The sequence below is a fragment of the Pseudonocardia sp. P-1 genome (genome assembly GCF_058111925.1).
The window spans coordinates 4,073,223-4,099,389 of sequence record NZ_CM176614.1 but is presented as its reverse complement, the minus strand read 5'-3'; the positions used below and the strand labels follow the sequence as shown (position 1 = coordinate 4,099,389).

Here is a 26,167-nt window from a genome sequence, read left to right as displayed (position 1 = left end):
ACCACTGTGCACCGGCGGTGACGATCCCGGCCGGGAACGGTGTGCGGGGACGGGCCGCGCGGGCACGATGGAACAATCGGCGGCGTGTCCGTTCCCGAGGGCGAGGTCCAGCGCCGACAGTTCGCCGGGCGGTACCGCGTCGACGGTCCGCTCGGGAGCGGCGCGATGGGCACCGTCTGGTCGGGTTTCGACGAGGTCCTGCACCGCCGCGTCGCGCTCAAGGAGCTGAAGATCCCCGACGGCATCCCGGCCGGGGAGAAGCTGGAGCTGCGGGAACGCATCATGCGGGAGGCCCGGGCACTGGCCGGGCTGTCGCACCCCAACGTCGTGACCGTCTTCGACGTGCTCGACTCCGGCGGCGACGAGCCGCTGGTGGTCATGGAGCTGGTGCCGTCGAAGAACCTGGCCGCGGCGATCACCGAGCTGGGCAGGCTCGACGCCGCGCAGGCCGGCGTCGTCGGGCACGGCACCGCGGCGGCGCTGCGGGCCGCGCACCGGGCCGGGATCACCCACCGCGACGTGAAGCCCGGCAACGTCCTGATCTCCGACGACGGCCGGATCAAGCTCACCGACTTCGGCATCGCCCGCAACGAGTCCGACGCGCCGATGACCTCCGCGGGTCTCGTGCTCGGCTCGCCCGCCTACATCGCGCCCGAGGTCGCCGCGGGCCAGCCGGTCACGCCGGCCGCGGACCTGTGGGGCCTCGGCGCGACGCTCTGGGCCGCCGTCGAGGGCCGCCCGCCCTACGACGTCGACGGTGACCCGGTCCGCACCATCACCGAGGTCGTCGACGGTCCCGTCCCCGCGCCGACGGTCACCGGCCCCCTCGCCGAGGTCATCGCCGGGCTGATGGTCAAGGAGCCGTCGGGCCGGATGCCGCTCGACGAGGTCCGGGCCCGGCTGCGCCCGCTGCTCGCCGACCCGGACGACCCGATCTTCCCCGGCTCCCCGGACGTGCCGACCGTGATGGCGCGGGTGCCCGCACCGACCGGCCCGGCACCGGCACCGACACCGGCACCGCCGCGGGTCGCCGCACCGCCCCCGCCCGGCCCGGTCGGCCCCACCGGCACCGGCGCCTACGGCCGCGTCCCGGTCACCGACCCCGTGCCCGCGCCGGCTGCGCCGCCCGCCGGGCCGCCGCGCCCCCGGCAGGCCCGCCCGTCGTCGCGGGGGGCGGCGCCCGCCCGTACTGCGGCGGCCGGCCCGACCACCGTGCTCGGCGCCGTCCCGCTGGTGCTCGGCGGCGCCCTGATCGTGCTGCTCGGCGCGCTCGCCGGGTTCACCGGGGTCCGCACGCTGGCCGGGCAGGAACCGCTGTCGACGGTCACCGTCGCCACCGACCGGTCGCTGCGCACCACCTACCCGGACCCGCTCGGCTTCACCGTGCCGGTCCCCGACGGCTGGACCCAGTTCCGCTCGCCCGCCCCCGACGGCTCGGTCGTCGTCCGCTTCGTCAGCCCGGACGGCCGTCAGGAGCTGTCGGTCCGGGCGGCGACCTCGGCCGGGGCCGTCACCGACGCCCTCACCCCCGAGGCGCTGGGCGTCGACCCGGTCGAGGCCGGGCCGGTCGAGCAGCTGCCCGACGGCTCCAGCCAGGTCGCGCTCACCACCGGCAGCGGCAGCGCGCAGCGCAGCACGCTGATGCGCATCATTCCCGGCCGCGACCAGCTCGGCGGGGTCTGGGTACTGCAGCTGACCTCCCCCGCCGGCCGCGCCGAGGACGCCGTCGCGGGCCTGTTCGACGCCGTCGCCTCGGGCTTCCGCGCCACCCCGGGCTGAGCCGGCCACGGCGCCGGCGCCCCCTAGGCTGGCGCGCATGGCCGACACCGCCGACCCCACCGCTCGCGCCCACGCCGCCGCCGCCGAGCTCGCCCGCCGCACCGGCACCGACGCCCACGACGTGGCGGTGGTCCTGGGCTCCGGCTGGCGGCCGGCCGCCGACGTCCTCGGCACCCCGGACACCGAGGTCCCGATGGCCGAGCTGCCCGGGTTCGTCGCGCCGTCCGCGGTCGGCCACGGCGGCACCGCCCGCTCGCTGCGCATCGGCGACACCCGGGTGCTGGTCCTGCTCGGGCGCACCCACCTCTACGAGGGCCACGGGATGGACCCGGTCGTGCACGGCGTCCGCACCGCCGCGGCGGCCGGTGTCCGCACGGTCGTGCTGACCAACGCAGCGGGGGGCATCACCGAGGGTCTGTCGGTCGGGCAGCCGGTGCTGATCTCCGACCACCTCAACCTGCTGGCGCGCTCTCCGCTGCACGGCGCGCACTTCGTCGACCTCACCGACGCCTACTCCCCGCGGCTGCGCGCCGCCGCCCGCGAGCTGGACCCGTCGCTGGTCGACGGCGTCTACGCCGGGCTGCCCGGTCCGCACTTCGAGACCCCGGCCGAGATCCGGATGCTGCGCACGCTGGGCGCGGACCTGGTCGGGATGTCCACCGTCGCCGAGACGATCGCCGCCCGCGCCGCCGGGCTGGAGGTCGCCGGCATCTCGCTGGTCACCAACCTGGCCGCGGGCCTGTCCGGGCAGCCGCTGAACCACCAGGAGGTCCTCGACGCCGGCGCCGCGGCGGCGACCCGGATGGGCTCGCTGCTGCGCGACCTCGTCGGCCGCATCTGATGGTGCTCCCGGGTCCGCTGCGCGACGCGGCGCTGCGCTGGATCGCCGACGACCCCGACCCGGGCACCCGGGCCGAGCTGCAGCGCGTGCTGGCCACCGCGATGGCCGGCGGCGACGACGCCGCGGCGGCCGGCGACGAGCTGGCCGACCGGCTGTCCGGGCCGCTGCGCTTCGGCACCGCCGGGCTGCGCGGGCCGGTGCGGGCCGGGCCGTCGGGGATGAACGTCGCCGTCGTGACCAGGGCGACCGCCGGGCTGGCCGCCCACCTGGCCCGGACCACGGGCACCGGCCGGGTGGTCGTCGGCCGGGACGCCCGGCACGGGTCGGCGGCGTTCGCCGAGGCCGCCGCCCGGGTGCTGACCGGCGCCGGGTTCACCGTGACCCTGCTCGACGGCCCCGTCCCCACCCCGCTGGTGGCCTTCGCCGTGCGCCACCTCGGCGCCGTCGCCGGGATCGCCGTCACCGCCTCGCACAACCCGCCCGCGGACAACGGTTACAAGGTCTACCTCGCCGACGGCGCGCAGCTCGTGGGCCCCGACGACGCCGCCATCGAGGACGCGATCACCGCCGCCCCGCCCGCGGTGTCGGTGCCGCTCGGGCCGCTGCCGGACCCGGCGGAGGTCACCGGCGCCTACCTGGACCGGGTCGCGACGCTGTCGGGGAACACCGGGGCGCCCGCGCCGCGGATCGCGCTCACCCCGATGCACGGCGTCGGCGGCGCGACCGCGGTCGCCGCGCTCGCCCGGGCCGGGGTGCTCGACGTCGCCGTCGTCGCGAGCCAGGCCGTGCCCGACCCCGACTTCCCGACGGTCGCCTTCCCGAACCCGGAGGAGCCCGGCGCGACCGACGCGCTGCTCGCGCTGGCCGCCGACAGCGGCGCGGACCTCGCCGTCGCGCTGGACCCGGACGCCGACCGGTGCGCGCTCGGCGTCGCCTTCGGTGACGGCTGGCGGATGCTGTCCGGCGACGAGACCGGTGTGCTGCTCGGCGACCACCTCCTGCGGATCGGGACCGCGGCGGACCCGCTGGTCGCGACGACCGTCGTGTCGTCGTCGATGCTCGCCCGGGTCGCGGCCGCCCGCGGGGCCCGCTCCGCCGAGACCCTCACCGGGTTCAAGTGGATCGTGCGGGCCGGTGACGGGCTCGTCTTCGGCTACGAGGAGGCGATCGGGCTCTGCGTCGACCCCGACGGCGTCCGGGACAAGGACGGCGTCTCCGCCGCCGTCGTCGCCGCGGACCTGGTGCGCGGGCTCGCCGCGGCCGGGTCGTCGGTGCCGCGGCGGCTCGACGAGCTGGCCGCGGAGTTCGGCGTGCACGCCACCCGGGGTGTCTCGATCCGGATGGCCCCCGTCGAGCGCGACGCCGCCGTCGCCCGGCTGCGCAACGCACCCCCGGCCGGCTGGGAGGCCGACCGCCCGGCCCCCGACGTGCTGCGGCTGCGGCGCCCCGGGACCCGCGTGGTGATCCGCCCGTCGGGGACCGAGCCGAAGCTCAAGGCCTACCTGGAGGTCGTGGAGGACCCCACCGGCGACGTGGCCGCGGTGCCGGCGTCGCGGGCCGTCGCCGCGGAGCGCCTCGACGCGCTGCGCACGGAGGTCGACGGGATGCTCGCCGGATGAGCGCGCGCCTGCTCCTGGTCCACCACACGCCGTCCCCCGCCACCGCGGAGCTGCTCGCCGAGGTCCGCGCGGGCGCGTCCGACCCGGACATCACCGGGGTGGAGGTCGTCGCCCGCGCCGCCCTGGCCGCGACGGCGAGCGACCTGCTCGCCGCGGACGCCGTCGTCCTCGGGACGCCGGCGAACATCGGCTACATGTCCGGCGCACTCAAGCACTTCCTCGACCAGGTCTTCTACGTCTGCGCCGACGACACCCGCGGCCTGCCCTACGGGCTGTGGGTGCACGGCGGCTCGGACACCTCCGGCGCGACCCGCTCGGTGACGACCGTGGCCGGGGCGATGGGCTGGACCGCGGCGGCCGCGCCGGTCGAAGTCGCGGGTCCCCCGGACGCCGCCGCCCGGGCCGCGTGCCGCGAGCTGGGCGCGGTCGTGGCCGCGACCGTCATGCCGGAGGGCTGAGCTACCGGCGTCCGGTGGCGGGCCCGATCCCGAGGTGCGCCTCGATCCGGTCGGCCCACACCGACGCGATCGTGCGGTAGGCGCCCGGTCCGGCGTGCAGGCCGTCCGCGGTCCGCCCGGCGGGGAACAGGGTGGCGGTGTCGACGAACTCCACCGAGTGCCCGGCCGCCCGGTGCGCGGCGGCGACCCGGGGCAGGTACTCGGCCAGCCGCGCCCGCTCGGCCCGCTGTTTCGGCAGCGGCGCCCACACCCCGGCCATGATCACGTGGGTGTGCGGTGCGGCCGCGAACACGCGGTCCAGCAGCCGGTCCAGGCTCGCCGCCGTCGCCCGCGCGCTCGCGCCCTGCAGCAGGTCGTTGGTCCCGGCGTGCAGCAGCACGACGTCCGGCTGCGCGGCCAGCACCCAGCCGCCCGTCATCGGCACCATCCGGGCCGCCGTCCAGCCGGAGCGGCCCTCGTGGTCGGTGTCGGGCAGCGCGTTCGGCCCGGAGCTGCGGGAGCCGACGTAGTCGATGCGGACGCCGTCGGCGGCCAGGCGCTGCCACAGCGGGAGGCGGTAGCCGGCCGTCGCCGGGCTCCCCACCCCGACCGTCGACGACGCGCCCAGCGGCATCACCCGCACCACCCCGGGCTCGTCGACGGCGGCGGGCACCTCGGCGTCCTCCGGCCGGTCCGCCGCGGGCAGCGCCGACAGCGCGACCGCGGCCACCGTCGCCACGACCCCGGTGAGGATGCGGCGGGAGGGCCTCACGGCGGACTCAGACCGCGCCGAACTGGCGGTCCCCGGCGTCGCCGAGGCCGGGGACGATGAACGCGGAGTCGTTGAGCCGCTCGTCGATGCTGGCGGTCACCATCCGGACCGGCAGCCCGGACGCGCGCAGCCGCTCCACGCCCTCCGGCGCGGACAGCGCGCAGAGGACCGTCACGTCGTCGGCGCCGCGGCGGGTCAGCAGCTCCACGGTGTGCACCATCGAGCCGCCGGTGGCCAGCATCGGGTCGAGCACGAACACCGGCCGCCCGACGAGGCTGTCGGGCAGCGACTCCATGTAGGGCACCGGCCGGTGGGTCGTCTCGTCGCGGGCCATGCCGACGAAGCCCATCTGCGAGTCCGGGATCAGGTTCAGCGCGGCCTCGGCCATCCCCAGCCCGGCCCGCAGCACGGGGACGAGCACCGGCGGGACGGCGAGCCGGTGGCCGACCGTCCGCGAGACCGGGGTGTGGATCCGCTCCTCGGCCAGCGGCGCCGAGCGGGTGGCCTCGTAGACCAGCATCAGGGTGAGCTCGCGCAACGCCGCCCGGAAGGTCGCGTTGTCGGTGCGGGCGTCCCGCATGGTGCTGAGCCGGGCCCGCGCGAGCGGGTGGTCGACGACGATCGTGTCCACGGCCGCACAGCCTACGGCGGCCGGGCCGCGAGGAGACCCCCCGTGAGGAGGCGCCCGGCCCACCGATCCGGCGCCGTCGCCCCGCCGGGCCGTGGGACCCGACGGCCGGACGCGCTCCGTGTTCTGCGACGATGCCGTCCCGTGACCGGACGGACACCGGGACGTCACTCCCGGACGTTGACACGGATGCGTGTCACGGTTCACGAAGCGTGAGAAGCACGCGCTCACCGACGGGTGACGCCGGGACCCGCCGGATGCACCTCCTCGTCCTCCCGGGTGAGGCCGCGGACACCCTCGCAGACCTTGCGTGACAGCCGATCCCGGAGCGGAACCGTGATCACCAACGGTTGCCGGTCGGACACGGCCGGTTCCCCGGATCGCGTGATCGACCGCGTGGAGTGCCACGATCAGCACGCGCGGTCGCCGATCTCGCGATTCACCTGACCCGAACGGGTGGTATGGCCGAAACGGTGTCACATCGAGGGCACCGCCGACGCTGTACTAGACGACAAGGAGGTGATCCGATGCCGGAGAACACGACTTCCGAGGAGCAGACGTTGATCGCTGCTGCGGAAAAGCTCACGCAGTGCGACGGATACGTTGTTCTGGCGGTGGACCCACAGACCGGGGAGGTGGACGCGCACGGCCCGTTCGACGGGATGACGGCGACCGTCAAGGCCGACCAGCTGCGACGCGACTTCGACCGGGGTGGACTCGAGGACGTGTCCATCGGAGTGGTCCGACTGCACTCCCAGGCCTGACCCCGCACGACCGTGATCCGCCGGGCCGGCGACACCCGAGGTGGTGGGACCGGCCGGCGGCAGGACGCGACGATAGGCTCGCCCCGTGGCAAGCGACATCGTCCCGATCCGGCTCGCTCTCACCCGGGGCGACGTGGTCACCCTGTGGGCTCCCCCCTGGCGCGAGGACGGCGAGGAGTGGGAAGCCTTCCTCGGCGACGACGAGCACGTGTTCGTCTTCGACGAGGTGGCCGGTCTCGCCGCGTTCGTGCGGACCGCACCCGAGCACGACCTGGCCGACCACCCCGCGTGGTCCGCGGTCCCCGGGCTCGCGGTCGCCGAGCTGACCCCCGACGCCGTCCACCGGTACGACCTGGTCGGTCTGCCGGAGCTGGCCGCCGCCGACCCGGACGCGCTGACCGTGCAGGAGCTGCACGAGACCGTCTCGATCGTCCGGTCGCTGGCCGACGTCTGCGACCTCTCCGCCGTGATCGCCGCGCTCGACGGCGAGCCCACGTTCGCGCTGCTGCGCGAGGGCGAGCAGGCCTTCGCCGGACGTGACGGCGCCAAGCGCTGGACCGCGCTGTCCGAGGCGATCGCGACGCACTGGGACGGGATCGTCGACACCGTCGACGACCTCGTCGCCACACCGGACCTCGACGCCGGGGCGCTGGACAAGGCGCGCGCCGAGGAACAGGAGCTGCGCGACCGTCTCGCCGAACAGCCCCTCGACGACGACGAGGCCCTCGAGGCCGCCGCGCTCGCCGCGGGCACCGAGGACGCCGACACCGCCGCGGAGGAGCCGAACGGCTTCTGGGCCGAGGTCGGCATCGACCCGATCCGCATCGAGGTCGGCGACCGCTCCGTGGTCAGCCTGCGCTGCTACCTCGACGACAAGCCGGTCTTCCTCGGCTCCGACGGCCGGATCGACGTGTTCGGCTCCGAGCGTGCGCTGTTCCGGGCGCTGGCCGACCGGGAGCACCCCGCCGTCGCCGGGACCGACCTGACCGCGGCCGTCACCTTCGCCGAGGTGCTCGACGCGGCCGCCGTCGGCGAGCTCGACGGCGGCGTCGAGGACATGAACACCTACGTGCTGACCGGGATCGGCCCCGACCTCGCCGAGGGCGTGCTCGACCTGGACCCGGTCCAGCTCGACCTGGCCTCGGAGCTGCTGACCGACGTCGGCGAGTGGGCCGGGGACCCCGAGCCCGCCGAGGTCCTCGCCGAGTCCAACAGCCTCGGCTGGCTCGTGTCGTTCGTCGTGCGGCCGGACCCGACGCGGATGGCGCCCAGCCCGCCGTTCACCCAGGAGGCGCAGTCCTGGGGCGAGCTCGTCGCCGGGCTCGAGGCCCGGCTGCGGGAGCACTAGCCCGGTCGGTCCGCGAGGGGCCTGCCCAGGGGTCGGCAGAACCCGCCCTGCGCGACGAGGCGCCCGCCGATGTCGCCGGCTCCCACGGCTTCGGAGCCCGCGGCTGGGCGCGGGAGCACCCCGTGACTACCGGCACGGACGGTCCCGGGTCGCGACGACCTCGGAGACCCCGGGCGTCCCGGGGCGCCCCAGGGTCTGACATACGGCCAGGTATTGTCAGCGCCAGAGACCTGTGATTCGCTTATGTCGTCAGCAGTCATCTCGACAAGGTGGTCGACGGCATGCGCGTTCCCGATCAGGTCCGCACCCGAGCCCAGGCGGCGATCCCGATGCGCCGCCAGATCCAGGCGCTGCATCTGATGCAGCGGGCCAGGAGGCTGGTGGTCGGTGACGGGCAACCACGTTTCACCGAGTCCGACATCGCGGAGGTGTCCGACCTCGATCTGACCGAGATCGACGTGAGCAACCCGTTCCTGTGGCGTCAGCAGCAGTGGCTGCCCTACTTCCGTCGGCTGCGCGACGAGGCGCCCGTGCACTTCCGGGCCGACAGCGCGTTCGGGCCGTTCTGGTCGGTCACCCGGTACGACGACATCGTGCGGGTCGACAAGGACTTCGAGACCTTCTCCGCGGAACCGCAGATCGTCCTCGGTTCGCCGCCGGAGGGTCTGGACATCGAGATGTTCATCGCGATGGACCCGCCGCGCCACGACCAGCAGCGCGCAGCCGTGCAGGGTGTCGTGGCTCCCCAGAACCTCGAGGAGATGGAGGGCCTGATCCGTTCGCGTGTGCGGGAGGTCCTCGACGGGTTGCCGGTGGGAGAGCCGTTCGACTGGGTCGACCGGGTCAGCGTGGAGCTGACCGCGCGGATGCTGGCCACCCTGCTCGACTTCCCGTACGACCAGCGCCGCAAGCTGGTGCAGTGGACCGACCTGGTGGCGACGAGCGCGTCGGCGACCGGCGGCGCCAACGACACCGACGAGATCTACCGCGGCGCCGCCGAGATGGCACGCGCCTTCAGCGAGTTGTGGCACGAGAAGGCGGCTCGTCTCGCCGACGGCGACAAGCCGGGTTACGACCTCATCACGCTCATGCAGCTCTCCGAGGACACCAAGGACCTGATCCACCGTCCGATGGAGTTCCTGGGCAACCTGGTACTGCTCGTCGTGGGCGGCAACGACACCACCCGGAACTCGATGACCGGTGGCGTGCTGGCCCTCAACCAGTTCCCCGAGCAGTTCGACCGGCTGCGTGCCGAGCCGACGCTCGTGCCGAAGCTGGTCCACGAGATCCTGCGGTGGCAGACACCGCTGGCCTACATGCGCCGGGTCGCCACGCGCGACACCGTCCTCAACGGCCAGTTCATCCGCAAGGGTGACAAGGTCGTGATGTGGTACGCCTCGGCGAACCGGGACGAGCGGACGTTCGAGGACCCGGACTCGTTCATCATCGACAGGCGGAACGCACGGCACCACCTTGCGTTCGGTATCGGTCCGCACCGCTGCATGGGCAGCCGGCTCGCCGAGTTGCAGTTGCGCATCCTCTGGGAGGAGTTGCTCGCACGCTTCGACGACATCGAGGTCCTCGCCGAGCCGACCCGGGTGCAGTCGAACTTCGTACGCGGCTACAGCTCGATGATGGTGCGGCTGACGCCCACGGGCGGAGAGCGGCGCGGCGACGGTCCCTACCGCTCCGCCCTGGCCGCCGAGCGGACGACCGCCCCGGCTGCGGTGTCGTCCGGCCCGTCCGTCTCCGAGCCCACCCCCACCTCGACGCCCACGTCGTCGTCCCGGGTCGGGCGGGCCACATCGGGCGGCGCCGGCCTCCTGGATCTGCAGGTCACGACCCGCCGCGAGGTGGCCGAAGGGGTTGTCGAGCTGACCCTCACCGACCCCACCGGCGCCGCACTGCCGGCCTGGGCACCCGGTGCCCACATCGACGTGGTCCTGGACCGCGGGCTGACACGGCAGTACTCCTTGTGCGGCGACCCTGCGCCGGGCTCCCCCTGGAGGGTGGCGGTGCTGCGCGAACCGCAGAGTCGCGGAGGGTCGGCGTACGTGCACGACACGCTGGATGTGGGGCACACGCTGCGTGTCCGGGGTCCCCGCAACCACTTCGCCCTCGAACCGTCGCCTCGCTACCAGTTCATCGCCGGCGGCATCGGCATCACCCCCATCCGTGCCATGGTCGAGTCCGCCCGCTCCGACGGCGCCGACTGGCACCTGCTGTACGGCGGCCGGTCCCGGGCGTCGATGGCCTTCCTCGACGAGCTCGAGGACGACGATCGGGTGACCGTGTGGCCCCAGGACGAGCGCGGGTTGCTCGACCTCGACTCGGTCCTGGGCACCCCGCGGGCCGACACCCTCGTCTACTGCTGCGGTCCGGGCGCACTCCTCGACGCGGTGGAGGACATGTGCGGCACCTGGCCCCGGGACAGCCTGCATCTGGAACGGTTCGTGGCCGCGGTGGTCGACCCGACCACGGGAGGGCTGGACACGTTCGAGGTCGAATGCGCCGCCTCGGGGGTCACCGTGGACGTCGCTCGAGGCACGTCGGTCTTCGACGCGCTGGAGCAGGCCGGTGTGGCCGTGATGGGCTCCTGCATGGAGGGCATCTGCGGCACCTGCGAGGCCGACGTCGTCGAGGGCACCCCCGATCACCGCGACGCGGTGCTCTCGCGGGCCGAGCGGGAGCGGGGCGAGGTCATGATGACGTGCGTGTCACGTGCGCTGACCCAGCGCCTGGTCCTGGACCTCTGAGACGGCTGCCGCCCGGAAAGGCCGGGATTCAGGCGAACCCGCGCACCACGTGCCTGATCCGGTCCACGGCCTGGTCGACCTCCACGGTCGGTTGCAGCAGATGGCTGAGGACGAGCCGGACCACGGTGTCGACCATGGCCTCGGGGGCGGCCGCACCGAGCTGGGAGCCGAGGGCCTGCACGGCGTTGCCGAGCACGGCGTCCGGATGCACGGCGACCAGCTCCAGAAGACCGTGGTCGTGGCCGGGACGCAGGACCGCGGCGAGGACCGCGTTCTCCCGACCGTGGTCGAGCGCGTGGCGCGCCGCCGCGGCGATCGCGTCCTCCAGCGAGTCGGGATGGGCTGCCAGTCCCTCCTGCACCCGCGCCAGGAACCGTTCCACCTCACGGTCCACCACGGCGCGGCCGAGTTCGGCCTTGGTACCGACCTCCTTGTGCAGGCTCTGCCGCGGCACTCCGGAGCGCTGGGCGACCTTGGTGATGCTGAGCCGGTCCCAGCCCTCCTCGGTGATCAGCTCGACCGAGGCGTCCAGCACCCTCTCGAGCCGCAACGCGCGCAGTTCGGCGTAGAAGGCAGGAGCACTCATGCGACGAGCGTAGGACAGCGGTGACGCGCGACGCCGCACCCTCGGGCAGGCCCGGACACCGGAGGACGGCCGCCCGGCGGCGCCCGACCACCACCTGAGCTGCGACGCCGCCGTGCAGCCCGTGGGACCCGGTGGCGGCGTGCCCGCTCACGGGTCCACGGCCGTCGGTGGTCCGTCGCAGCTCGCACCCGAGGGCTGCAGATCCGCACTCGATGCAGGGACCGCCGGGCCACCACGATCATGTCCATCGGGACGAGCAGCGTCGGCCGGGCCGGCACGACTAGCGCGACAAGACCTCGTAGCCGGGCTTGATGACGTCCTCGATCAGGGCCAGACGCTCGTCGAACCCGATGAACGCGGACTTCATCGCGTTGACGGTGAACCAGCGCAGGGTGTCCCAGCCGTAGCCGAAGGTCTCGGCCAGGTCGTACATCTCGCTGGTCATCGTGCAGCCGGACATCAGCCGGTTGTCGGTGTTGACCGTGACGCGGAACCGCAGGTCGGTGAGCAGCCCGATGGGATGCTCGGCCAGCGACGACGCGGCGCCGGTGTGCACGTTCGAGGTCGGGCACATCTCCAGCGGGATGCGGCTGTCGCGGACCCAGGCGGCGAGGCGGCCCAGGTGCGGGCCGTCGTCGGTGACGGTGATGTCGTCGACGATCCGGACGCCGTGTCCGAGCCGGTCGGCGCCGCACCACTGCACGGCCTCCCAGATCGACGGCAGCCCGAACGCCTCACCGGCGTGGATGGTGACGTGGGCGTTCTGCTGACGGACGTACTCGAACGCGTCGAGGTGGCGGGTGGGCGGGAACCCCTTCTCGGCGCCGGCGATGTCGAACCCGACCACGCCGGAGTCGCGGTGGCGCACGGCCAGCTCGGCGATCTCCCGGGACCGGGCGGCGTGCCGCATCGCGGTGAGCAGGGTGCCGACCCGGATGGTGTTCCCGGCCGCCGCGGCGCGGGCGGTGCCGATCCGGAACCCGTCGAGGACGGCCGCGATGACGGCGTCGAGGTCCAGACCGCCCTCGACGTGAAGCTCGGGGGCGAAACGCACCTCGGCGTAGACGACACCGTCGGCGGCCAGGTCCTCGGCGGCCTCGGCCGCGACCCGGGTCAGCGCCTCGCGGGTCTGCAGCACGGCGACGGTGTGCCCGAAGGTCTCGAGGTAGCGGACCAGCGAGCCGGAGTGGGCGGCACCGAGGAACCAGGCCGCGAGCTCGCCGGGGTCGGTGGTGGGGAGCTTGTCGTAGCCGTACTCGCGGGCCAGGTCGACGACGGTCCCGACCCGCAGGCCGCCGTCGAGGTGGTCGTGCAGGAGCACCTTGGGGGCACGGCGGACGGCCTCGCGGGTGACCGGGACGGGAGCGGTGGGATCTGCCACTCGGGCACGGTACCGAGCGGCGTGGCGCGCGACGACCGGCGCCCGGACCTGCCATGATCGACCCGATCCGGGTGCGGAGACATGCCCCGGACGGCCCAACGCAACACCGTCCGTCGACCCTCGTACGGCGGTCGCTACCCTCTGGGCACTCCCCACTTGGCTCAGAGGAAGCGCAGCAGGTGCCATGAGCGACACTTCGAACCTCTCGTTCGACCGGATGCGCGGCATGCTCATGCGAGCGGCCGAGATCCGTGACAGCGAACAGCAGCAGATCTTCGACTCCCTCGACGAGATCCACGCCCGGCTGGCGGCCCTGGACGCCATCGGCACCGTGCGCAAGAAGCTCACCGAACTCCCCGACCGGACCGAGCTGAACGTCCTGGCCGAGCGCCTCGACGAGACCGTGTCCAAGCTGGACAACACCGAGATCGTGCTCGGCGCGATCACCCGGGCCATCGAGTCCCTGCCGGACAAGCTGGCCAAGCCGATCGCCCAGCTCGACGGGCGGCTCGACGGCATGGGCGGGCGCCTCGAGGGCGTCTCGGGCCGGATGGACGGCCTGGACGACCGCCTGGGCGGCCTGCACAAGCGCCTCGACGACCTCGACAACCGCCTCGACCGGCACGAGATGCGGCTCGACGCGATGCCGAACGCCGTCGCCTCCCCGATCAAGGAGCGTGTCGACGGCGTCGAGCGTCAGGTGCGCGAACAGCTCGACGCGGCCGTGCACTCCTTCGAGGAGACCGGCGAGGGCCTGCGCAACCTGCTGGGCGACACCTCGGTGGGCCTGCACCGCCGCCTGGAGGACCTGGCCCAGCGCCCCGCCGTCGACCCGGCCCCGGCGTTCGACGCCCTCACCGAGCGGCTGGAGGCCCTCTCCGCCCGCCTGGAGGAGGTCGGCAACCGGCTCGACTCGGTCGAGTCCGGTCTCGACGGCAAGCTGACCGACCTGGACGGGTCGGTCAAGGAGCGGGTCGGCAAGCTCGGCGGGTCCCTGAAGGACCGCCTGGGCGAGCTCGACGGCTCGGTCACCGAGCGGCTGTCGTCGCTGTCGGAGGCCGTGGACGGCCGGTTCGACGCGCTCGGCGAGAGCGTCGACGGGAAGCTCGACAAGCTGACCGGCGACGTCGACGGCCGCCTCGACAAGCTGACCGGGGAGGTCGACAGCCGCCTGGAGAAGCTGTCCGGCGACGTCTCGACGCTCTCCGCGGGCGTCGACGACCGGCTCGCCGGCCTCGACACCGTGCTGCGCGACCGTCCGGACACCGGTTCGGTCACCGACCTGGTCACCAAGGCCAACGCCGAGTCCGAGCGCCGCAACGCCAGCCAGCTCGACGAGGCCATGGCGACGTTCGCGGAGCTGATCATGGGCCGGGGTGGGCAGTACGCCCAGCAGGCCCCGCCGCCCCCGCCCCGCCCGGCCCAGCGCCGCGGCCGGGCCAAGGTCGCGGTGAAGAGCCAGAACGGTGCCTCCGCCGCCGACCTGGTCGGCGACGACCCGGACGACTGAGCCGCCGACCCGGCACGACACCGCGCACGCCGCGTCCCGCACCCCGGGGCGCGGCGTGCGTGCGTCCGGGCCCGGCACACCGGGTGGGCCGATCGGGCGGGGACAACCGGCCCCGACGGCCCCACCATCTCCGCACCGCCGCCGGTGGGCGGAGGCCGTCGTGGATCCTGCCCCAGCTCCGCCCCCACCGCGCCCCGCCCACCCCGGCGGGGGTGCCCCCAGGGGAACTCTCGTAGCGCTCTAAGCCACGAAAGTTCCCCTGGGGGCACCCCGCGGGGGCGACGCAGGAGGGTCAGCGGCGGGCGAGGCGGCGGAAGACGGCGTCGAGCTCGGACACCCTCAGCACCCGCATCCCGGCGACGGCCAGCGGCAGCGCGATCAGCGCGCCCCCGACCAGCAGGGTCCAGGCGCGGGCCACGTCCGGCCAGTCCGCCAGCACCGGGCCCAGCAGCCGGGTGAGACCCCAGGCGACGGCGGCGGCGACCGCGGAGGCGGACGCGACCTTGGCCAGGCACACCAGGACCTCGCCGGAGCGGGCCCGCCCGAGGCGGCGGCGCAGCAGCCACTGCCCGAGCACCGCGCCCCCGACGAACGAGAGCCCGTTGGCCGCGGCCAGGCCGAGGACGACCTGCTCCGGCGGGAGCAGCAGCGGGCAGGCGAGCAGCAGCGGGATCTTGACCCCGACCATGCCGACCTGGATGAGCGTCGGGGTGCGGGAGTCGGTCATCGCGTAGAACACGCGCATCTGCAGCATCGTCACCGCGTAGGGCAGCAGCCCGAACGCCGACCAGGCCACGGCCTGGCCGAGCCGCTCGGCACCGGTACCGCTGCCGGCGCCGACGGAGAACAGCGCGGTGCCCAGGGAGGGGCCGAACGCGGTCATGACGGCGGCGATGGGGATCAGGCCGACGGTCGACAGGCGCGCCCCGAGCGAGAGGTCCGTGACGACCTGGTCGGTGTCGCCGTTCGCCGCGGCCCGGCTCATCCGCGGCATGAGCGCGGTCAGCAGCGACACCCCGAGCACGCCGTAGGGCACCTGGAGCAGCAGCCAGGCGTAGGTGTAGGTGGCGACCGACCCCTCGGCGGCCGACGCCGCGACCCGGGTGGTGACGATGTACCCGGCCTGCCCGACCAGCACGTAGGCGACGATCCACAGCGCCATGCCACCGGCCAGCGACAGCCGCGGGTCCCAGCCCCACACCGGGCGGTAGCGGAACCCGATGCTGCGCATGAACGGGATCAGCACGAGCGCCTGCACGACGATGCCCAGCGTCGTGCCGACCCCGAGCACGAGCAGCTTCGGGTCGCCCATCCGCACCGGGTCGACCGAGATCTCCCCCGGCACCAGCACGTAGACGACCAGCACGCCGAGCAGCACGACGTTGTTCAGCACCGGCGCCCAGGCGAACGGCCCGAACACCTGTTTCGAGTTGAGGACCGCGCCGAGCAGCGCGCCGATGCCGTAGAAGAAGATCTGCGGCAGCAGCAGCCAGGCGAACGCCGTCGCCAGCGCGGGGTTCGCCTGCCCGGTGTCGCCGGAACCGAGGTAGAGCCGGGTCAGCAACGGCGCGGCGGCCATCGCGAGCAGCGTCGCGACCAGCAGCCCGGCCCCGACGACGGTCAGCAGCCGCCGGGTGAAGCGTTCGCCCCCGTCGGCGTCCTCGGCCTGGGCCCGGACCAGCACCGGGATCATCACGCTGGTCAGCACGCCGCCGAGCAGCAGCTCGTAGACGATGTTCGGCAGCGTGTTGGAGACGGTGTAGGAGTCGTTGACGACCGCGAACCCCAGCACCGCGACCAGCGCGAGGTTCCGGACGAAGCCGGTGAGCCTGCTGACCAGGCTGGCGATCGCGATCATGCCGGAGGAGCGGACGAGCGAGCCGGTGTGCTCCGCGCCGCCGGACGGTGTGGTCCCGGCGGGGTCGTCCCCGGACGTCCCCGGGGCCGGTGCTCCGCCGTCCCCGGGCGTCTCCCCCGCCGGCGCGGTGCCGTGCGAGGGCGTCCCCGGACCCGCGGCGGCGCCGTCCGGGCGCGCCGGGGGTGTGGGACGGCCGGGCGACGCGCCGGCCACCGGTCCCAGCGGGGTGGTCGGCTCCCCCGGGTCGGGGATCCGGCCGGACCCGAGCGGACGGGTCACCTCGGCGGGCCCCTCCGGGGGCGTCCGCGGGGTCCGCCGGGGGTCGGTGCCCATCACCGGTCGGGGCAGCGGCTGGTGCCGCACCACCGCGGGGTGGGGCGCCCGCTCCGCCGCTCGTCGGTCCTCACGCATCGTGGTCCATCGTGCCGGATCGGAATCGTCGTGCCGACGCCCGCCCGGCACCGCGCCGTCACCCACCGGTGGGCGCACCGGCCCGGCGTCACGGCGCAGCGGCGGGCGTGTCACGGATCCGCCCGTCCCGGCGGCGCCCGCCGGCGACGGCCCGGCTTCGGCCGGCGGGCGTCGGCCGGGGGCCGGGGACGCGGCTCAGCGGGACGGCGTACCGGGCCCGGGCCGCTCCCGCCCCGGGGGCAACTGCGGGTCCCGCCCCGGGGCGGCCGGCGGCCGGTACGGACCCGCCGGCTGGCCGCCACCGGGCCGGGCGTCGCGCGACGGCCCGCCGTGGGGGCGTCCCGTACGGAGAGGTGCGGCGGCACCGTCCGGCCGGGCGGTACGGGCCGCCCCACCGTCCGGACTCCGGTGCGGCGCGGGCCCGGCCGGGCCCCGGTGCACCGCGGGACCGGCCGGGCCCGGGTGGGCCGCAGGACCGTCGGGGCGCGGGTGGGCACCGTGACCGGCGGGGGCCGGGTGGACTCCGTGACCGGCGGGGGCCGGGGTGACGCCGTGACCGGCGGGGGCCGGGTGGGCACCGTGGCCGGTGGGGAGCGGCGCCGGCAGGCCCTCGGGCACCGCACGTTGCAGTCCGGCCCCGGTCAGCGCCCGGACCGACATCTGCGCATGCCCGGCGGCGTCGGGGCGTTCGCGGCCCAGGACGGAGCCGAGGTAGCCGAGCAGGAAGCCCGCCGGGACCGACACCAGGCCCGGGTTCGCCAGCGGGAACCACGCGAAGTCGAGGTCGGGCAGCATCGCCGTCGGCGCCCCGGACACCGCGGGCGAGAACACGATGAGTGTCAGCGTGACGGTGAGGCCGCCGTACATGCTCCACAGGGCACCGGTCGTGGTGAACCCCTTCCAGAACAGCGAGTACAGCAGCGTCGGCAGGTTCGCCGAGGCGGCCATCGCGAAGGTCAGGGCGGCCAGGAACGCGATGTTCTGGCCGTTGGCCAGGATGCCCCCGGCGATGCCGACGAGCCCGATGACGACGGTGGTCAGCCGGGCGACGCGGACCTCCTCGGCCGCGGTGGCCTGCCCGCGGCGCAGCAGCTGGGCGTACACGTCGTGGGCGAACGCGGCCGCGGCGGTGATCATCAGACCGGCGACGACCGCGAGGATCGTCGCGAAGGCGACCGCCGAGACCAGCGCCAGCATCACCGGCCCGCCGATCTGCAGTGCCAGCAGCGGCGCCGCCGAGTTCACCCCGCCTGGCGCGGCGAGGATCGCCTCCGGCCCGACCAGCGCCGTGGCGCCGTACCCGAGCGCCAGTACCAGCAGGAAGAACGCGCCGATCAGCCAGATCGCCCACACGACCGACTTCCGGGCCTGCCGGGCGTCGGGGACGGTGTAGAAGCGCATGAGGATGTGCGGGAGCCCGGCCACACCGAGGACACCGCCGACGGCCAGTGACAGCAGGTCCAGGTTGGCCGTCAGGCCACCGCCGTACAGCAGCCCCGGGGACAGCACGGCCTCGCCGCGCGGGTGGTTCGCGACCGCCGCGGTCAGCAGCGCGGGCAGGCTCAGACCGGTCGTGCCGAGCACGAACGCGGCCATGATCATCCCGGTCGCCAGCAGCAGGACCGCCTTCACGATCTGGATCCAGGTCGCGCCGCTCATCCCGCCGATCAGCACGTACCCGATGACCACGGCCCCGACCCCGGCGATCGTCGCGGACTGCCCGGCGCGGTCGGTGATGTTCAGCAGCAGCGCGAGCAGGCCGCCCGCGCCCGCGAGCTGGCCGAGCAGGTACAGCGTGGAGATCACCACCGCCGAGGTCGCGGCGGCCGCGCGCACCGGGCGCTGCCGCAACCGGTAGCTGAGGACGTCGGCCATCGTGTAGCGACCGGTGTTGCGCAGCATCTCGGCGACGAAGAACAGCGCCACCAGCCAGGCGACGAAGGCGACGACGGCGTAGAGGAACCCGTCGGGACCGGCGACGGCGACCGCGCCGACGATGCCGAGGAACGTCGCGGCCGACAGGAAGTCCCCGGACAGGGCCAGGCCGTTCTCCGGACCGGTGAAGCCGCTGCCCGCGGTGTAGTAGTCCCGGGCCGCCGACGAGCGCCGCCGCACCCGCAGCACCAGGACGAAGGCCAGGAGGATGAACGACGAGAAGACCAGGATGTTGAGCAGCGGGTCCCCGGGGGCCGGGGACACGGCCGCGACGGCTGCGGTCACCGGTGGCCCCGCTCGAGACGCTCACGGATCTCGTCGGCGAGCGGGTCGAGCCGGCGGCCGGCGTACCGGACGTACAGCGCGGTGATCGCGAACGTCGTGACGAACTGCCCGATGGCCAGCACCAGCGCCAGCGTGAGGTCGCCGAGCACCCGGGTGCCGAGCAGCCCGGGCGCCCAGGCGCTGAGCCCCACGAACAGGAACAGCCAGCCCAGGAAGCCCGCGGTCGCCGGCAGCACGAAGCGCAGCAGGCGCGCGCGGAGCTCCCGGAAGTCCTCGCTCGCCTCGGCCGCGGTCCAGACGTCGGGGCCCGCCGTCACCCCCGCGCGGTCCGGTGACACGGGGACGTGGCTGGGGGACGGCATCGTCGCCGGCGAACGGTTCACACTGTGCGTAACGGACGGATGCACCGAGAGTTACGTTTCGCCACGAATGCTACGCGCGGACGCAGGAAGATCTGTCACGTCCCGTCAGGCGCCTGCCGCCGTTCGGGGTCGCGTGCGACCCCGAACGGGCCGGGTCAGCCGCCCCGGCGGACGTCGAGGACGAGGTCCCGCTCGGGCGGCGGGTCCGTGGTGATCATCAGCGCCGCGCCGGCGAGCAGCCGGCGGGCGGCGGGGAGCCGGGCGTCGTCGTCGGTGTGCAGCTCGGCGAGCGGGGTGCCGGCACGGACCTCGTCGCCCGGGTCGACCAGCAGCCGGACCCCGGCCCCGGCCTGCACCGGGTCCTCCTTGCGGGCGCGCCCGGCGCCGAGCTTCCAGGCCGCGGTGCCGACGGCGAGCGCGTCGGCCCCGGCGAAGATCCCGGACCGCTCGGCGACGACCGTCTCGACGTGCGTGGCCACCGGCAGCGGCGCGGACGGGTCCCCGCCCTGCGCGGCGATCATCCGCTCCCACACGTCGTACGCGGCACCGGAGGCGAGCACGGCGGCCGGGTCGGCGTCGGGCAGACCGGCGAGGGCGAGCATCTCCGTGGCCAGCGCGACGGTGAGCGACACCAGGTCGGCCGGTCCCCCACCACGCAGCACCTCGACCGACTCGGCGATCTCCAAGGCGTTGCCGACGCAGCGGCCCAACGGGCGGGACATGTCGGTGAGCAGCGCGGTGGTCGGGAGGCCGTGGGCGGCCCCGATCGCGGTCATCGCGTCGGCGAGCTCCCCGGCGCGCGGCAGGGTCTTCATGAACGCGCCGGAGCCCACCTTCACGTCGAGGACCAGCCCGCCGGTGCCCTCGGCGAGCTTCTTGCTCATGATCGAGCTGGCGATCAGCGGGACGGACTCGACGGTGCCGGTGACGTCGCGCAGTGCGTAGAGGCGCTTGTCGGCGGGGGCGAGCGTGGGTGTCGTCGCGCAGACGACCGCGCCGACCTCGCGCAGCTGCGCGGCGATCTCGTCGGTGGTCAGCGAGGCGCGCCAGCCTGGGATGGCCTCCAGCTTGTCCAGGGTGCCGCCGGTGTGGCCGAGCCCGCGTCCGGACAGCTGCGGCACCGCCGCCCCGCAGGCGGCGACGAGCGGCGCCAGCGGCAGCGTGATCTTGTCCCCGACGCCGCCGGTGGAGTGCTTGTCGACCAGCGGGCGTCCGACGTCGCCGAAGTCGAGGACCTCGCCGGAGTCGATCATCGCCTGGGTCCAGTGCGCGATCTCGCCGGGCTCCATGCCGTTGAGCAGGATCGCCATGGCCAGCGCGGCCATCTGCTCGTCGGCGACATCGCCGCGGGTGTAGGCGTCGACCACCCAGTCGATCTGTGCCTTCGACAGCGTGCGGCAGTCGCGCTTGGCCGCGATGACCTCGACCGCGGAGAAGCTCACGGGAGGTCCTCCGGGCCGAACGCGTCGGGCAGCACCTCGGTGAACGGCAACACCCCGCGCGGGGTGTCGCAGAGCAGGGCGGCGCCGCCGAACTCGTGGAGCACCTGGCGGCAGCGTCCGCACGGCATGAGCAGGTCGCCGTCGCCGGAGCGGCAGGCGACCGCGAGCAGCCGTCCGCCGCCGGAGAGGCGCAGCTGCCCGGCGAGGGTCACCTCCGCGCAGACGCCGAGGCCGTAGGAGGCGTTCTCGACGTTGCAGCCGGTGACCACCCGCCCGTCGTCCACGAGTGCGGCCGCGCCGACGTGCAGCCGGGAGTACGGCGCGTACGCCCAGGCCGCGGCCTGCACCGCGGCGGCCCGCAGGGCGTCCCAGTCCGGGACGGGCGCGTCGGGCCGCATCATGTCCGCGCCCGCTCCGGACGGTCCCCCGCCTGCCATCTAGCGTCCCTCCCCGCGCCGGTACGGCTCGCCGAGCCGGGCCGGTGGTCGTAGTCGTTGCGAGGCCGCCGCGAGCACGATCAGCGTGACCAGCTGCGGGGCGTAGGAGGCGAACTCGCTGGGCACGGTGTCGACCGACCAGTAGACCGCGTAGACCAGCAGCCCCGCGACGAGCGCGACGGCGGCGGCGGTCCACATCCGGCGGATCGCCCACAGCACCGCGACGACGACCGCGACCAGCGTCGCGCCGTAGAGCAGCGCGTGCACCGCCTCACCGCCGGCACGCAGCTGCAGGCCGTCGACGTAACCGAACAGCGCCGAGCCGACGAGCAGCCCGGCGGGCCGCCAGTTGCCGAAGATCATCGCGGCGAGGCCGATGTACCCGCGGCCACCGACCTGGTTCTCCAGGTAGCCGAGCTGGCCGGGGTTGAGCACCAGCGCCGCTCCGCCGAGACCGGCGAGCGCGCCGGAGATCGTGACCGCGACGTACTTGTGCAGCACCACGTTCACGCCGAGCGACTCCGCCGCGACCGGCGACTCGCCCGCGCTGCGCAGCCGCAGCCCGAACGCCGTCCGCCACAGCACGAGGTAGCTCACCGGGACCAGCGCGACCCCGATGACCAGGATCGGCGTCAGGCCGGTGACCAGCCCGGACAGCAACCCGGCGAGGTCGGAGACGAACACCCGTTGCTGGGCCTCCAGTGCCGCGAGGCCCTCGGAGACCCCGGGGATCGAGAACTCGGTGAAGCCCTCCAGCCGCGGGGACTGGCGCGGGTTCTGCGAGACCGGGGTGAAGACCAGGGTCGCCAGGTACTTCGTCAGTCCCGTCCCGAGCAGGGTGATCGCGACGCCGGAGACGATGTGGTTGACGTTGAACGTCACCGTCGCGACGGCGTGCAGCAGCCCGCCGAGCGCGCCGAACACCAGCCCGCCGAGCATCGCCGCCCACGGCCCCCACTGGTAGCCGGCCCAGGCCGCGCCCCAGGTGCCGAGCACCATCATGCCCTCGAGGCCGATGTTGATGATCCCGGCGCGTTCGGCCCAGAGGCCACCCAGGCCGGCGAGCAGGATCGGCAGCCCCAGCCGCACCGCGGCGGACGCGGTGCCGCCGGAGGTCAGCTGGGTCTGGCCGGTCAGCGTCACCGTGACCGACAGGATCGCGACCAGCGCGGCCGCGATCAGCGCCGACCGGGCCCAGCCGGGCAGGGACCGCGCACGATCCAGCACCGCGGTCACGACGACACCTCCGCGGGTTGCGGTGCGGGGGCCGCCGCGGCGACCCGCCGCTGCTCGGCCCGGCGCTCGACCCGGCGGACGACCTCGTAGGCGACGACCACCGACAGCACGATCAGGCCCTGCATGATCAGCACGATCTCCCGCGGGATGCCGACGACGTCGAGCGCCACCGCGGACTTGTCCAGGAACGCCCACAGCAGCGCGCCCAGCGCGATTCCGACGGGGTGGTTGCGGCCCAGCAGCGCGATCGCGATGCCGGTGAAGCCGTAGCCCTGCGGCGAGGACAGCGTGTAGGCGTGGTCGCGCCCGAGCAGCTCGGGCAACCCGACCAGCCCGGCGACCGCGCCGGAGAGCAGCAGCGCGACGACGATCGTGCGGCGGGCGTTCACCCCGCCGGTCGCGGCGGCCGTCGCCGACTCGCCGGAGGCGCGCAGCTCGAAGCCGAACCGGGTGCGTCCGAGCAGGAACCAGTAGCCGATGCCCAGCGCGGCCGCGACGAACACCATCCCGAAGATCGCGCCGTTGCCGATCGGGATCCCGGGGAACCAGCCCGACTCGGGGATCGGCGGGGTGGTGATGTTGTTGCCGCGCAGCTCGCCGAAGGTCTCGGCGCGGATCAGGTAGGCGATCAGCCCGGTGGCGATCGCGTTCAGCATGATCGTCGAGATGACCTCGGAGACGCCGCGGTAGGCCTTGAGCAGCGCCGGGATCGCGACCCAGGCGGCGCCGGTCAGCAGCGCCACCACCATGATCAGCACGGTGTGCAGGACCGGCGGGAGCGCCACCGTCCCGCCGACGATCGCGGCGACGCAGGCGGCGACCCGGAACTGGCCCTCGACGCCGATGTTGAACAACCGCATCTGGAAGCCGATCGCGACGGCCAGGGCGGCGAGGTAGTAGACGGCGGCGGAGTTCACGGTGTCCACGACGACCGTGCCCGAGCCGACCTGCGCGAGGATGGTGGTGACCGCCGTCCACGGCGACGCCCCGCTGATCACCAGGGCGACCCCGCAGAGCAGGGCGGCGACCGCGATCGCCAGGACGGGCGCGACGACGGCGCCCCGCAGCCGGCTCACGTGGCGGCTCCGGTCATCTTGGTACCCAGCTCCTGGGGGGTCACGGTCGCGGGATCGGCGGTGCCGACCAGCCGCCCGCCGGAGATGACGGCGAGGGTGTCGGACAGGCCGATCAGCTCGTCGAGGTCGGCCGAGACCAGCAGCACCGCGAGCCCGGCCGCGCGGGCGCGGCGCAGCTCGGCCCAGATGCCTGCCTGTGCGCCGACGTCGACGCCGCGGGTCGGGTGGGCCGCGATGAGCAGCACCGGGTCGCCGGACAGCTCCCGTCCGACGACGAGCTTCTGCTGGTTGCCACCGGACAGCGCGGCCGCCATGACGTCGATCCCGGGGGTGCGGACGTCGAAGTCGCGCACGATCCGCTCGGTGTCGGTGCGCGCGGCGGCGGTGTCCAGCAGCCCGCGCCGGGCGATCGGCGGCCGGGACTGGAACCCGAGGATCCGGTTCGCCCACAGCGGCTGCTCGCCGAGCAGGGCGTGGCGGGACCGGTCCTCGGGGACGTAGCCGATGCCTGCCTCGCGGCGGGCCATCGTCGACGTCGCCGAGATGTCGGTGCCGTTCAGCAGTACCCGGCCACGGGCGTGCCTGCGCATCCCCATGACCGTCTCGACGAGCTCGGTCTGGCCGTTGCCCTCGACGCCTGCGATGCCCAGCACCTCACCGGCGTGCACGACGAGGTCGACCCCGTCGAGCAGGTCGCGGCCGCCGTCCGGGCTCGCCAGCCCGAGGCCCTCGACGCGCAGCACCTCGCGGTCGGTCACGGTCGACTCGCGGGTCTCCGGCGAGGGCAGCTCCGAGCCGACCATCATCTCCGCCAGCTCGCGGTTGGTGACGGTCCGCGGGTCCGCGGTGCCGACCGTGCGGCCGCGGCGGATCACGGTGATCCGGTCGGCGACGGCGCGGACCTCGTCGAGCTTGTGCGAGATGAACAGGAACGTGTAACCGTCGCCCTGCATCGTGCGCACGGTCGCGAACAGCTCGTCGACCTCCTGCGGGACCAGCACCGCGGTCGGCTCGTCGAGGATCACCGTGCGGGCGCCGCGGTAGAGCACCTTGAGGATCTCGATGCGCTGCCGGTCGGCGACGCCGAGGTGCTCGACGAGCGCGTCCTGCCGGGCGGCGAGCCCGACGGTCGCGGACAGCTCGGTGATCCGCGCCCGGGCCGCCTTCCCGATGCCGTGCAGGCGCTCGGCGCCGAGCAGCACGTTCTCGGCGACGGTCAGGTTGTCGGCCAGCATGAAGTGCTGGTGGACCATCCCGATCCCCGCGGCGATGGCGTCGGCGGGGCTGCGGAAGTGCGTGTCCGCCCCGTCGACGACGATCGTGCCCTCGTCGGGCGTCTGCATCCCGTAGAGGATCTTCATCAGGGTCGACTTGCCGGCGCCGTTCTCGCCGCAGAGGGCGTGGACCTCACCGTGGGTGACGGTGAGGTCCACGCCGTCGTTCGCGACGACGCCGGGGAAGCGCTTCGTGATCCCGCGGAGTGCGACCGCGTCGGGCTGGTCGGTCACTTGGTGGACTTGACCTGGATCTGTCCGGCGATGATCGCGGCCTTGTACGCCTCGAGCTGCGGGACGATGTCGTCGACCTGGCCACCGGAGGTGGAGTAGCCGACACCGTTGTTGGCGAGGTCGAACCGCGCCGGGAGCTGCGCGACGGTGTTGCCCGCGACCGCGTTGATGTAGTCGTAGACCGCCACGTCGACCCGCTTGATCATGGACGTCATGATCGTGTCGCGGACCTGCGTCAGCTGCGGCGAGTTGTACTGGTCCGAGTCGACGCCGATGGCCTTCTTCTGCGCGGTCTGCGCGGCCGCGAAGACACCCTGGTTCGACTGGCCCGCCGCGGCGAAGGCGATGTCGGCGCCGCCGTCGTACTGGCCGGACGCGATCTCGGTGGCGCGGGTGGCGTCGTTGAAGCCGGTGAAGTCGCCGGCCGGGGAGATGTAGGCCGACTCGACGTCGATCTGCGGCGCGACGGCCTTGGCGCCCTGCTCGTAGCCGGCGTCGAACTTCTGGATCAGCGGGTTGTCGACGCCGCCGATGAACCCGACCTTGCAGGCCGAGGTCTTCAGCGCGGCCGCGGCGCCGACCAGGAACGAGCCCTGCTCCTCGGCGAAGACCAGCGGCTTGACGTTGGGCAGGTCGACCGTGTCGTCGTCGACGATGGCGAACTGGATGTTCGGGAACTCGGTCGCGACGGTCTTCACGCCGGTGGCGTAGTTGAAGCCGACCGCGACGATCGGGTTGAACCCGCCCTGGGCGAGCTGGCGGAGGCGGTTGGTGCCCGCGTCCTCGCTCTCCCCCGCCTGGGCGGTCGCCTCACGCGTGTTGGCCTTCTGGAGCCCCAGCTCGGCGACGGCGCGGTCGAGGCCGGCGGCCGCCGCGTCGTTGAACGAGGCGTCGCCACGCCCGCCGATGTCGTAGGCCAGCCCGACCTTGAGCCGGCTCGCGTCCGCCTTCGGGGCCTCCGGCGCCGGCTGGGCCGACGCGGCCGGCACCGACGGCGGCGCGACGCGCTCGCACTCCCCGGCCTGGGCGCCGCCGCCCCCGCCGGTGTCGCGGGCACAGCCCGTGAGCGTGAGTGCCGCCGCGGCCACGAGCGCGATCGCGGTCGCGTACCGGCTCCTGCCTCCGATGCGCTGGTTGATCCGCACGAGGTGACCTCCCCCTCCGGCGCCACCGCTCGGCGGCGCATGTCCGGACGG

The 26,167-nt window shown here is 74.3% G+C and carries 20 protein-coding genes and 1 pseudogene; 8 read left to right on the top strand and 13 right to left on the bottom strand.

From position 1 onward, the window contains the following. The first annotated feature begins 84 nt into the window (after nucleotides 1-84). Genes AC0GKK_RS20170 through AC0GKK_RS20155 form a run of 4 tightly spaced genes read left to right on the top strand, consistent with a single transcriptional unit; the run spans nucleotide 85 to nucleotide 4,697 of the window. On the top strand, nucleotides 85-1,779 hold the full coding sequence (locus tag AC0GKK_RS20170; RefSeq protein WP_482638308.1) for a serine/threonine-protein kinase: 1,695 nt from the start codon (nucleotides 85-87) through the stop codon (nucleotides 1,777-1,779). 37 nt (nucleotides 1,780-1,816) lie between these two features. Beyond that, a complete protein-coding gene (locus AC0GKK_RS20165) occupies nucleotides 1,817-2,620 on the top strand; it encodes a purine-nucleoside phosphorylase (protein ID WP_208826263.1) in 804 nt (267 codons plus the stop codon). Then, entirely contained in the window at nucleotides 2,620-4,239 is a 1,620-nt protein-coding gene (locus AC0GKK_RS20160; protein WP_489882293.1) for a phospho-sugar mutase, read from the top strand. The genes AC0GKK_RS20165 and AC0GKK_RS20160 overlap by 1 nt, the downstream gene beginning before the upstream one ends. After that, entirely contained in the window at nucleotides 4,236-4,697 is a 462-nt protein-coding gene (locus AC0GKK_RS20155) for a flavodoxin family protein (RefSeq protein ID WP_208826259.1), read from the top strand. The genes AC0GKK_RS20160 and AC0GKK_RS20155 overlap by 4 nt, the downstream gene beginning before the upstream one ends. 1 nt (nucleotide 4,698) lies before the next feature. Here the strand turns inward: AC0GKK_RS20155 and AC0GKK_RS20150 are convergent, their stop codons facing one another. Beyond that, on the bottom strand, nucleotides 4,699-5,448 hold the full coding sequence (locus AC0GKK_RS20150; protein ID WP_476652608.1) for a GDSL-type esterase/lipase family protein: 750 nt from the start codon (nucleotides 5,446-5,448) through the stop codon (nucleotides 4,699-4,701). 7 nt (nucleotides 5,449-5,455) lie between these two features. Next, a complete protein-coding gene (upp, locus tag AC0GKK_RS20145) occupies nucleotides 5,456-6,079 on the bottom strand; it encodes a uracil phosphoribosyltransferase (protein WP_073576390.1) in 624 nt (207 codons plus the stop codon). Nucleotides 6,080-6,603: 524 nt separating this feature from the next. On the opposite strand from upp, the gene AC0GKK_RS20140 reads away from it, so the two are divergent. The 3 genes from AC0GKK_RS20140 to AC0GKK_RS20130 all read left to right on the top strand — a co-directional run bounded on the left by AC0GKK_RS20140 (nucleotide 6,604) and on the right by AC0GKK_RS20130 (nucleotide 10,944). Beyond that, nucleotides 6,604-6,840: a hypothetical protein gene (locus tag AC0GKK_RS20140; protein WP_073576391.1), complete on the top strand. Its 237-nt coding sequence runs from the start codon at nucleotides 6,604-6,606 to the stop codon at nucleotides 6,838-6,840. Nucleotides 6,841-6,925: 85 nt separating this feature from the next. Then, nucleotides 6,926-8,188, top strand: a complete 1,263-nt coding sequence (locus tag AC0GKK_RS20135; RefSeq protein ID WP_350590562.1) for a primosomal protein — start codon at nucleotides 6,926-6,928, stop codon at nucleotides 8,186-8,188. A gap of 281 nt (nucleotides 8,189-8,469) precedes the next feature. Continuing rightward, nucleotides 8,470-10,944 (top strand): cytochrome P450/oxidoreductase, encoded by a 2,475-nt coding sequence (locus AC0GKK_RS20130; protein ID WP_208826253.1) that lies wholly within the window; start codon nucleotides 8,470-8,472, stop codon nucleotides 10,942-10,944. 28 nt (nucleotides 10,945-10,972) lie between these two features. Here AC0GKK_RS20130 and AC0GKK_RS20125 read toward each other — a convergent pair whose 3' ends face one another. Continuing rightward, complete coding sequence (locus AC0GKK_RS20125; protein ID WP_208826251.1) at nucleotides 10,973-11,530, bottom strand: TetR/AcrR family transcriptional regulator; 558 nt, start codon at nucleotides 11,528-11,530, stop codon at nucleotides 10,973-10,975. Nucleotides 11,531-11,810: 280 nt separating this feature from the next. After that, nucleotides 11,811-12,911: an adenosine deaminase gene (locus AC0GKK_RS20120; RefSeq protein ID WP_208826248.1), complete on the bottom strand. Its 1,101-nt coding sequence runs from the start codon at nucleotides 12,909-12,911 to the stop codon at nucleotides 11,811-11,813. A 184-nt stretch (nucleotides 12,912-13,095) separates the two neighbouring features. Between AC0GKK_RS20120 and AC0GKK_RS20115 the strand changes: the two genes are divergently transcribed. Beyond that, nucleotides 13,096-14,421: a PA containing protein gene (locus AC0GKK_RS20115; protein ID WP_346109315.1), complete on the top strand. Its 1,326-nt coding sequence runs from the start codon at nucleotides 13,096-13,098 to the stop codon at nucleotides 14,419-14,421. A gap of 292 nt (nucleotides 14,422-14,713) precedes the next feature. Here AC0GKK_RS20115 and murJ read toward each other — a convergent pair whose 3' ends face one another. The 9 genes and pseudogenes from murJ to AC0GKK_RS20070 form a co-directional block, all read right to left on the bottom strand. Then, complete coding sequence (gene murJ / locus AC0GKK_RS20110; RefSeq protein WP_489882292.1) at nucleotides 14,714-16,690, bottom strand: murein biosynthesis integral membrane protein MurJ; 1,977 nt, start codon at nucleotides 16,688-16,690, stop codon at nucleotides 14,714-14,716. A gap of 615 nt (nucleotides 16,691-17,305) precedes the next feature. Next, nucleotides 17,306-18,910, bottom strand: a pseudogene (locus tag AC0GKK_RS20105) (solute symporter family protein); the annotation flags it as partial. After that, nucleotides 18,907-19,272 carry a DUF485 domain-containing protein gene (locus AC0GKK_RS20100; RefSeq protein WP_256495560.1) on the bottom strand — a complete coding sequence of 122 codons (366 nt, stop codon included), beginning with the start codon at nucleotides 19,270-19,272 and terminating at the stop codon, nucleotides 18,907-18,909. The pseudogene AC0GKK_RS20105 and the gene AC0GKK_RS20100, both read right to left, overlap by 4 nt. Nucleotides 19,273-19,427: 155 nt before the next feature. Further along, the gene (locus AC0GKK_RS20095) at nucleotides 19,428-20,714 is read right to left on the bottom strand and encodes a thymidine phosphorylase (protein WP_489882291.1); all 1,287 of its coding nucleotides are present in this window, start codon (nucleotides 20,712-20,714) and stop codon (nucleotides 19,428-19,430) included. Next, nucleotides 20,711-21,112 (bottom strand): cytidine deaminase, encoded by a 402-nt coding sequence (locus AC0GKK_RS20090; RefSeq protein ID WP_062403743.1) that lies wholly within the window; start codon nucleotides 21,110-21,112, stop codon nucleotides 20,711-20,713. Before AC0GKK_RS20090 ends, AC0GKK_RS20095 begins: the two co-directional genes overlap by 4 nt. Before the next feature lie 39 nt (nucleotides 21,113-21,151). Then, nucleotides 21,152-22,387, bottom strand: coding sequence for an ABC transporter permease (locus AC0GKK_RS20085; RefSeq protein WP_224401469.1), 1,236 nt, complete (start codon nucleotides 22,385-22,387; stop codon nucleotides 21,152-21,154). Then, the gene (locus tag AC0GKK_RS20080) at nucleotides 22,384-23,463 is read right to left on the bottom strand and encodes an ABC transporter permease (RefSeq protein ID WP_208826666.1); all 1,080 of its coding nucleotides are present in this window, start codon (nucleotides 23,461-23,463) and stop codon (nucleotides 22,384-22,386) included. The genes AC0GKK_RS20085 and AC0GKK_RS20080 overlap by 4 nt, the downstream gene beginning before the upstream one ends. Then, complete coding sequence (locus tag AC0GKK_RS20075) at nucleotides 23,460-24,971, bottom strand: ABC transporter ATP-binding protein (RefSeq protein ID WP_489882290.1); 1,512 nt, start codon at nucleotides 24,969-24,971, stop codon at nucleotides 23,460-23,462. The genes AC0GKK_RS20080 and AC0GKK_RS20075 overlap by 4 nt, the downstream gene beginning before the upstream one ends. Next, complete coding sequence (locus AC0GKK_RS20070) at nucleotides 24,968-26,116, bottom strand: BMP family lipoprotein (RefSeq protein WP_476652613.1); 1,149 nt, start codon at nucleotides 26,114-26,116, stop codon at nucleotides 24,968-24,970. Before AC0GKK_RS20070 ends, AC0GKK_RS20075 begins: the two co-directional genes overlap by 4 nt. Between the last annotated feature and the right edge of the window lie 51 nt (nucleotides 26,117-26,167).

Bases quoted from the DNA above. Each gene is read 5' to 3' on its own strand.
- AC0GKK_RS20165 (WP_208826263.1), top strand. From the start codon at position 1,817: ATGGCCGACACCGCCGACCCCACCGCTCGCGCCCACGCCGCCGCCGCC.
- AC0GKK_RS20130 (WP_208826253.1), top strand. From the start codon at position 8,470: ATGCGCGTTCCCGATCAGGTCCGCACCCGAGCCCAGGCGGCGATCCCG.
- AC0GKK_RS20160 (WP_489882293.1), top strand. From the start codon at position 2,620: ATGGTGCTCCCGGGTCCGCTGCGCGACGCGGCGCTGCGCTGGATCGCC.
- AC0GKK_RS20155 (WP_208826259.1), top strand. From the start codon at position 4,236: ATGAGCGCGCGCCTGCTCCTGGTCCACCACACGCCGTCCCCCGCCACC.
- AC0GKK_RS20115 (WP_346109315.1), top strand. From the start codon at position 13,096: ATGAGCGACACTTCGAACCTCTCGTTCGACCGGATGCGCGGCATGCTC.
- AC0GKK_RS20125 (WP_208826251.1), bottom strand. From the start codon at position 11,530: ATGAGTGCTCCTGCCTTCTACGCCGAACTGCGCGCGTTGCGGCTCGAG.
- murJ (WP_489882292.1), bottom strand. From the start codon at position 16,690: ATGCGTGAGGACCGACGAGCGGCGGAGCGGGCGCCCCACCCCGCGGTG.
- AC0GKK_RS20140 (WP_073576391.1), top strand. From the start codon at position 6,604: ATGCCGGAGAACACGACTTCCGAGGAGCAGACGTTGATCGCTGCTGCG.
- AC0GKK_RS20100 (WP_256495560.1), bottom strand. From the start codon at position 19,272: ATGCCGTCCCCCAGCCACGTCCCCGTGTCACCGGACCGCGCGGGGGTG.
- AC0GKK_RS20090 (WP_062403743.1), bottom strand. From the start codon at position 21,112: ATGCGGCCCGACGCGCCCGTCCCGGACTGGGACGCCCTGCGGGCCGCC.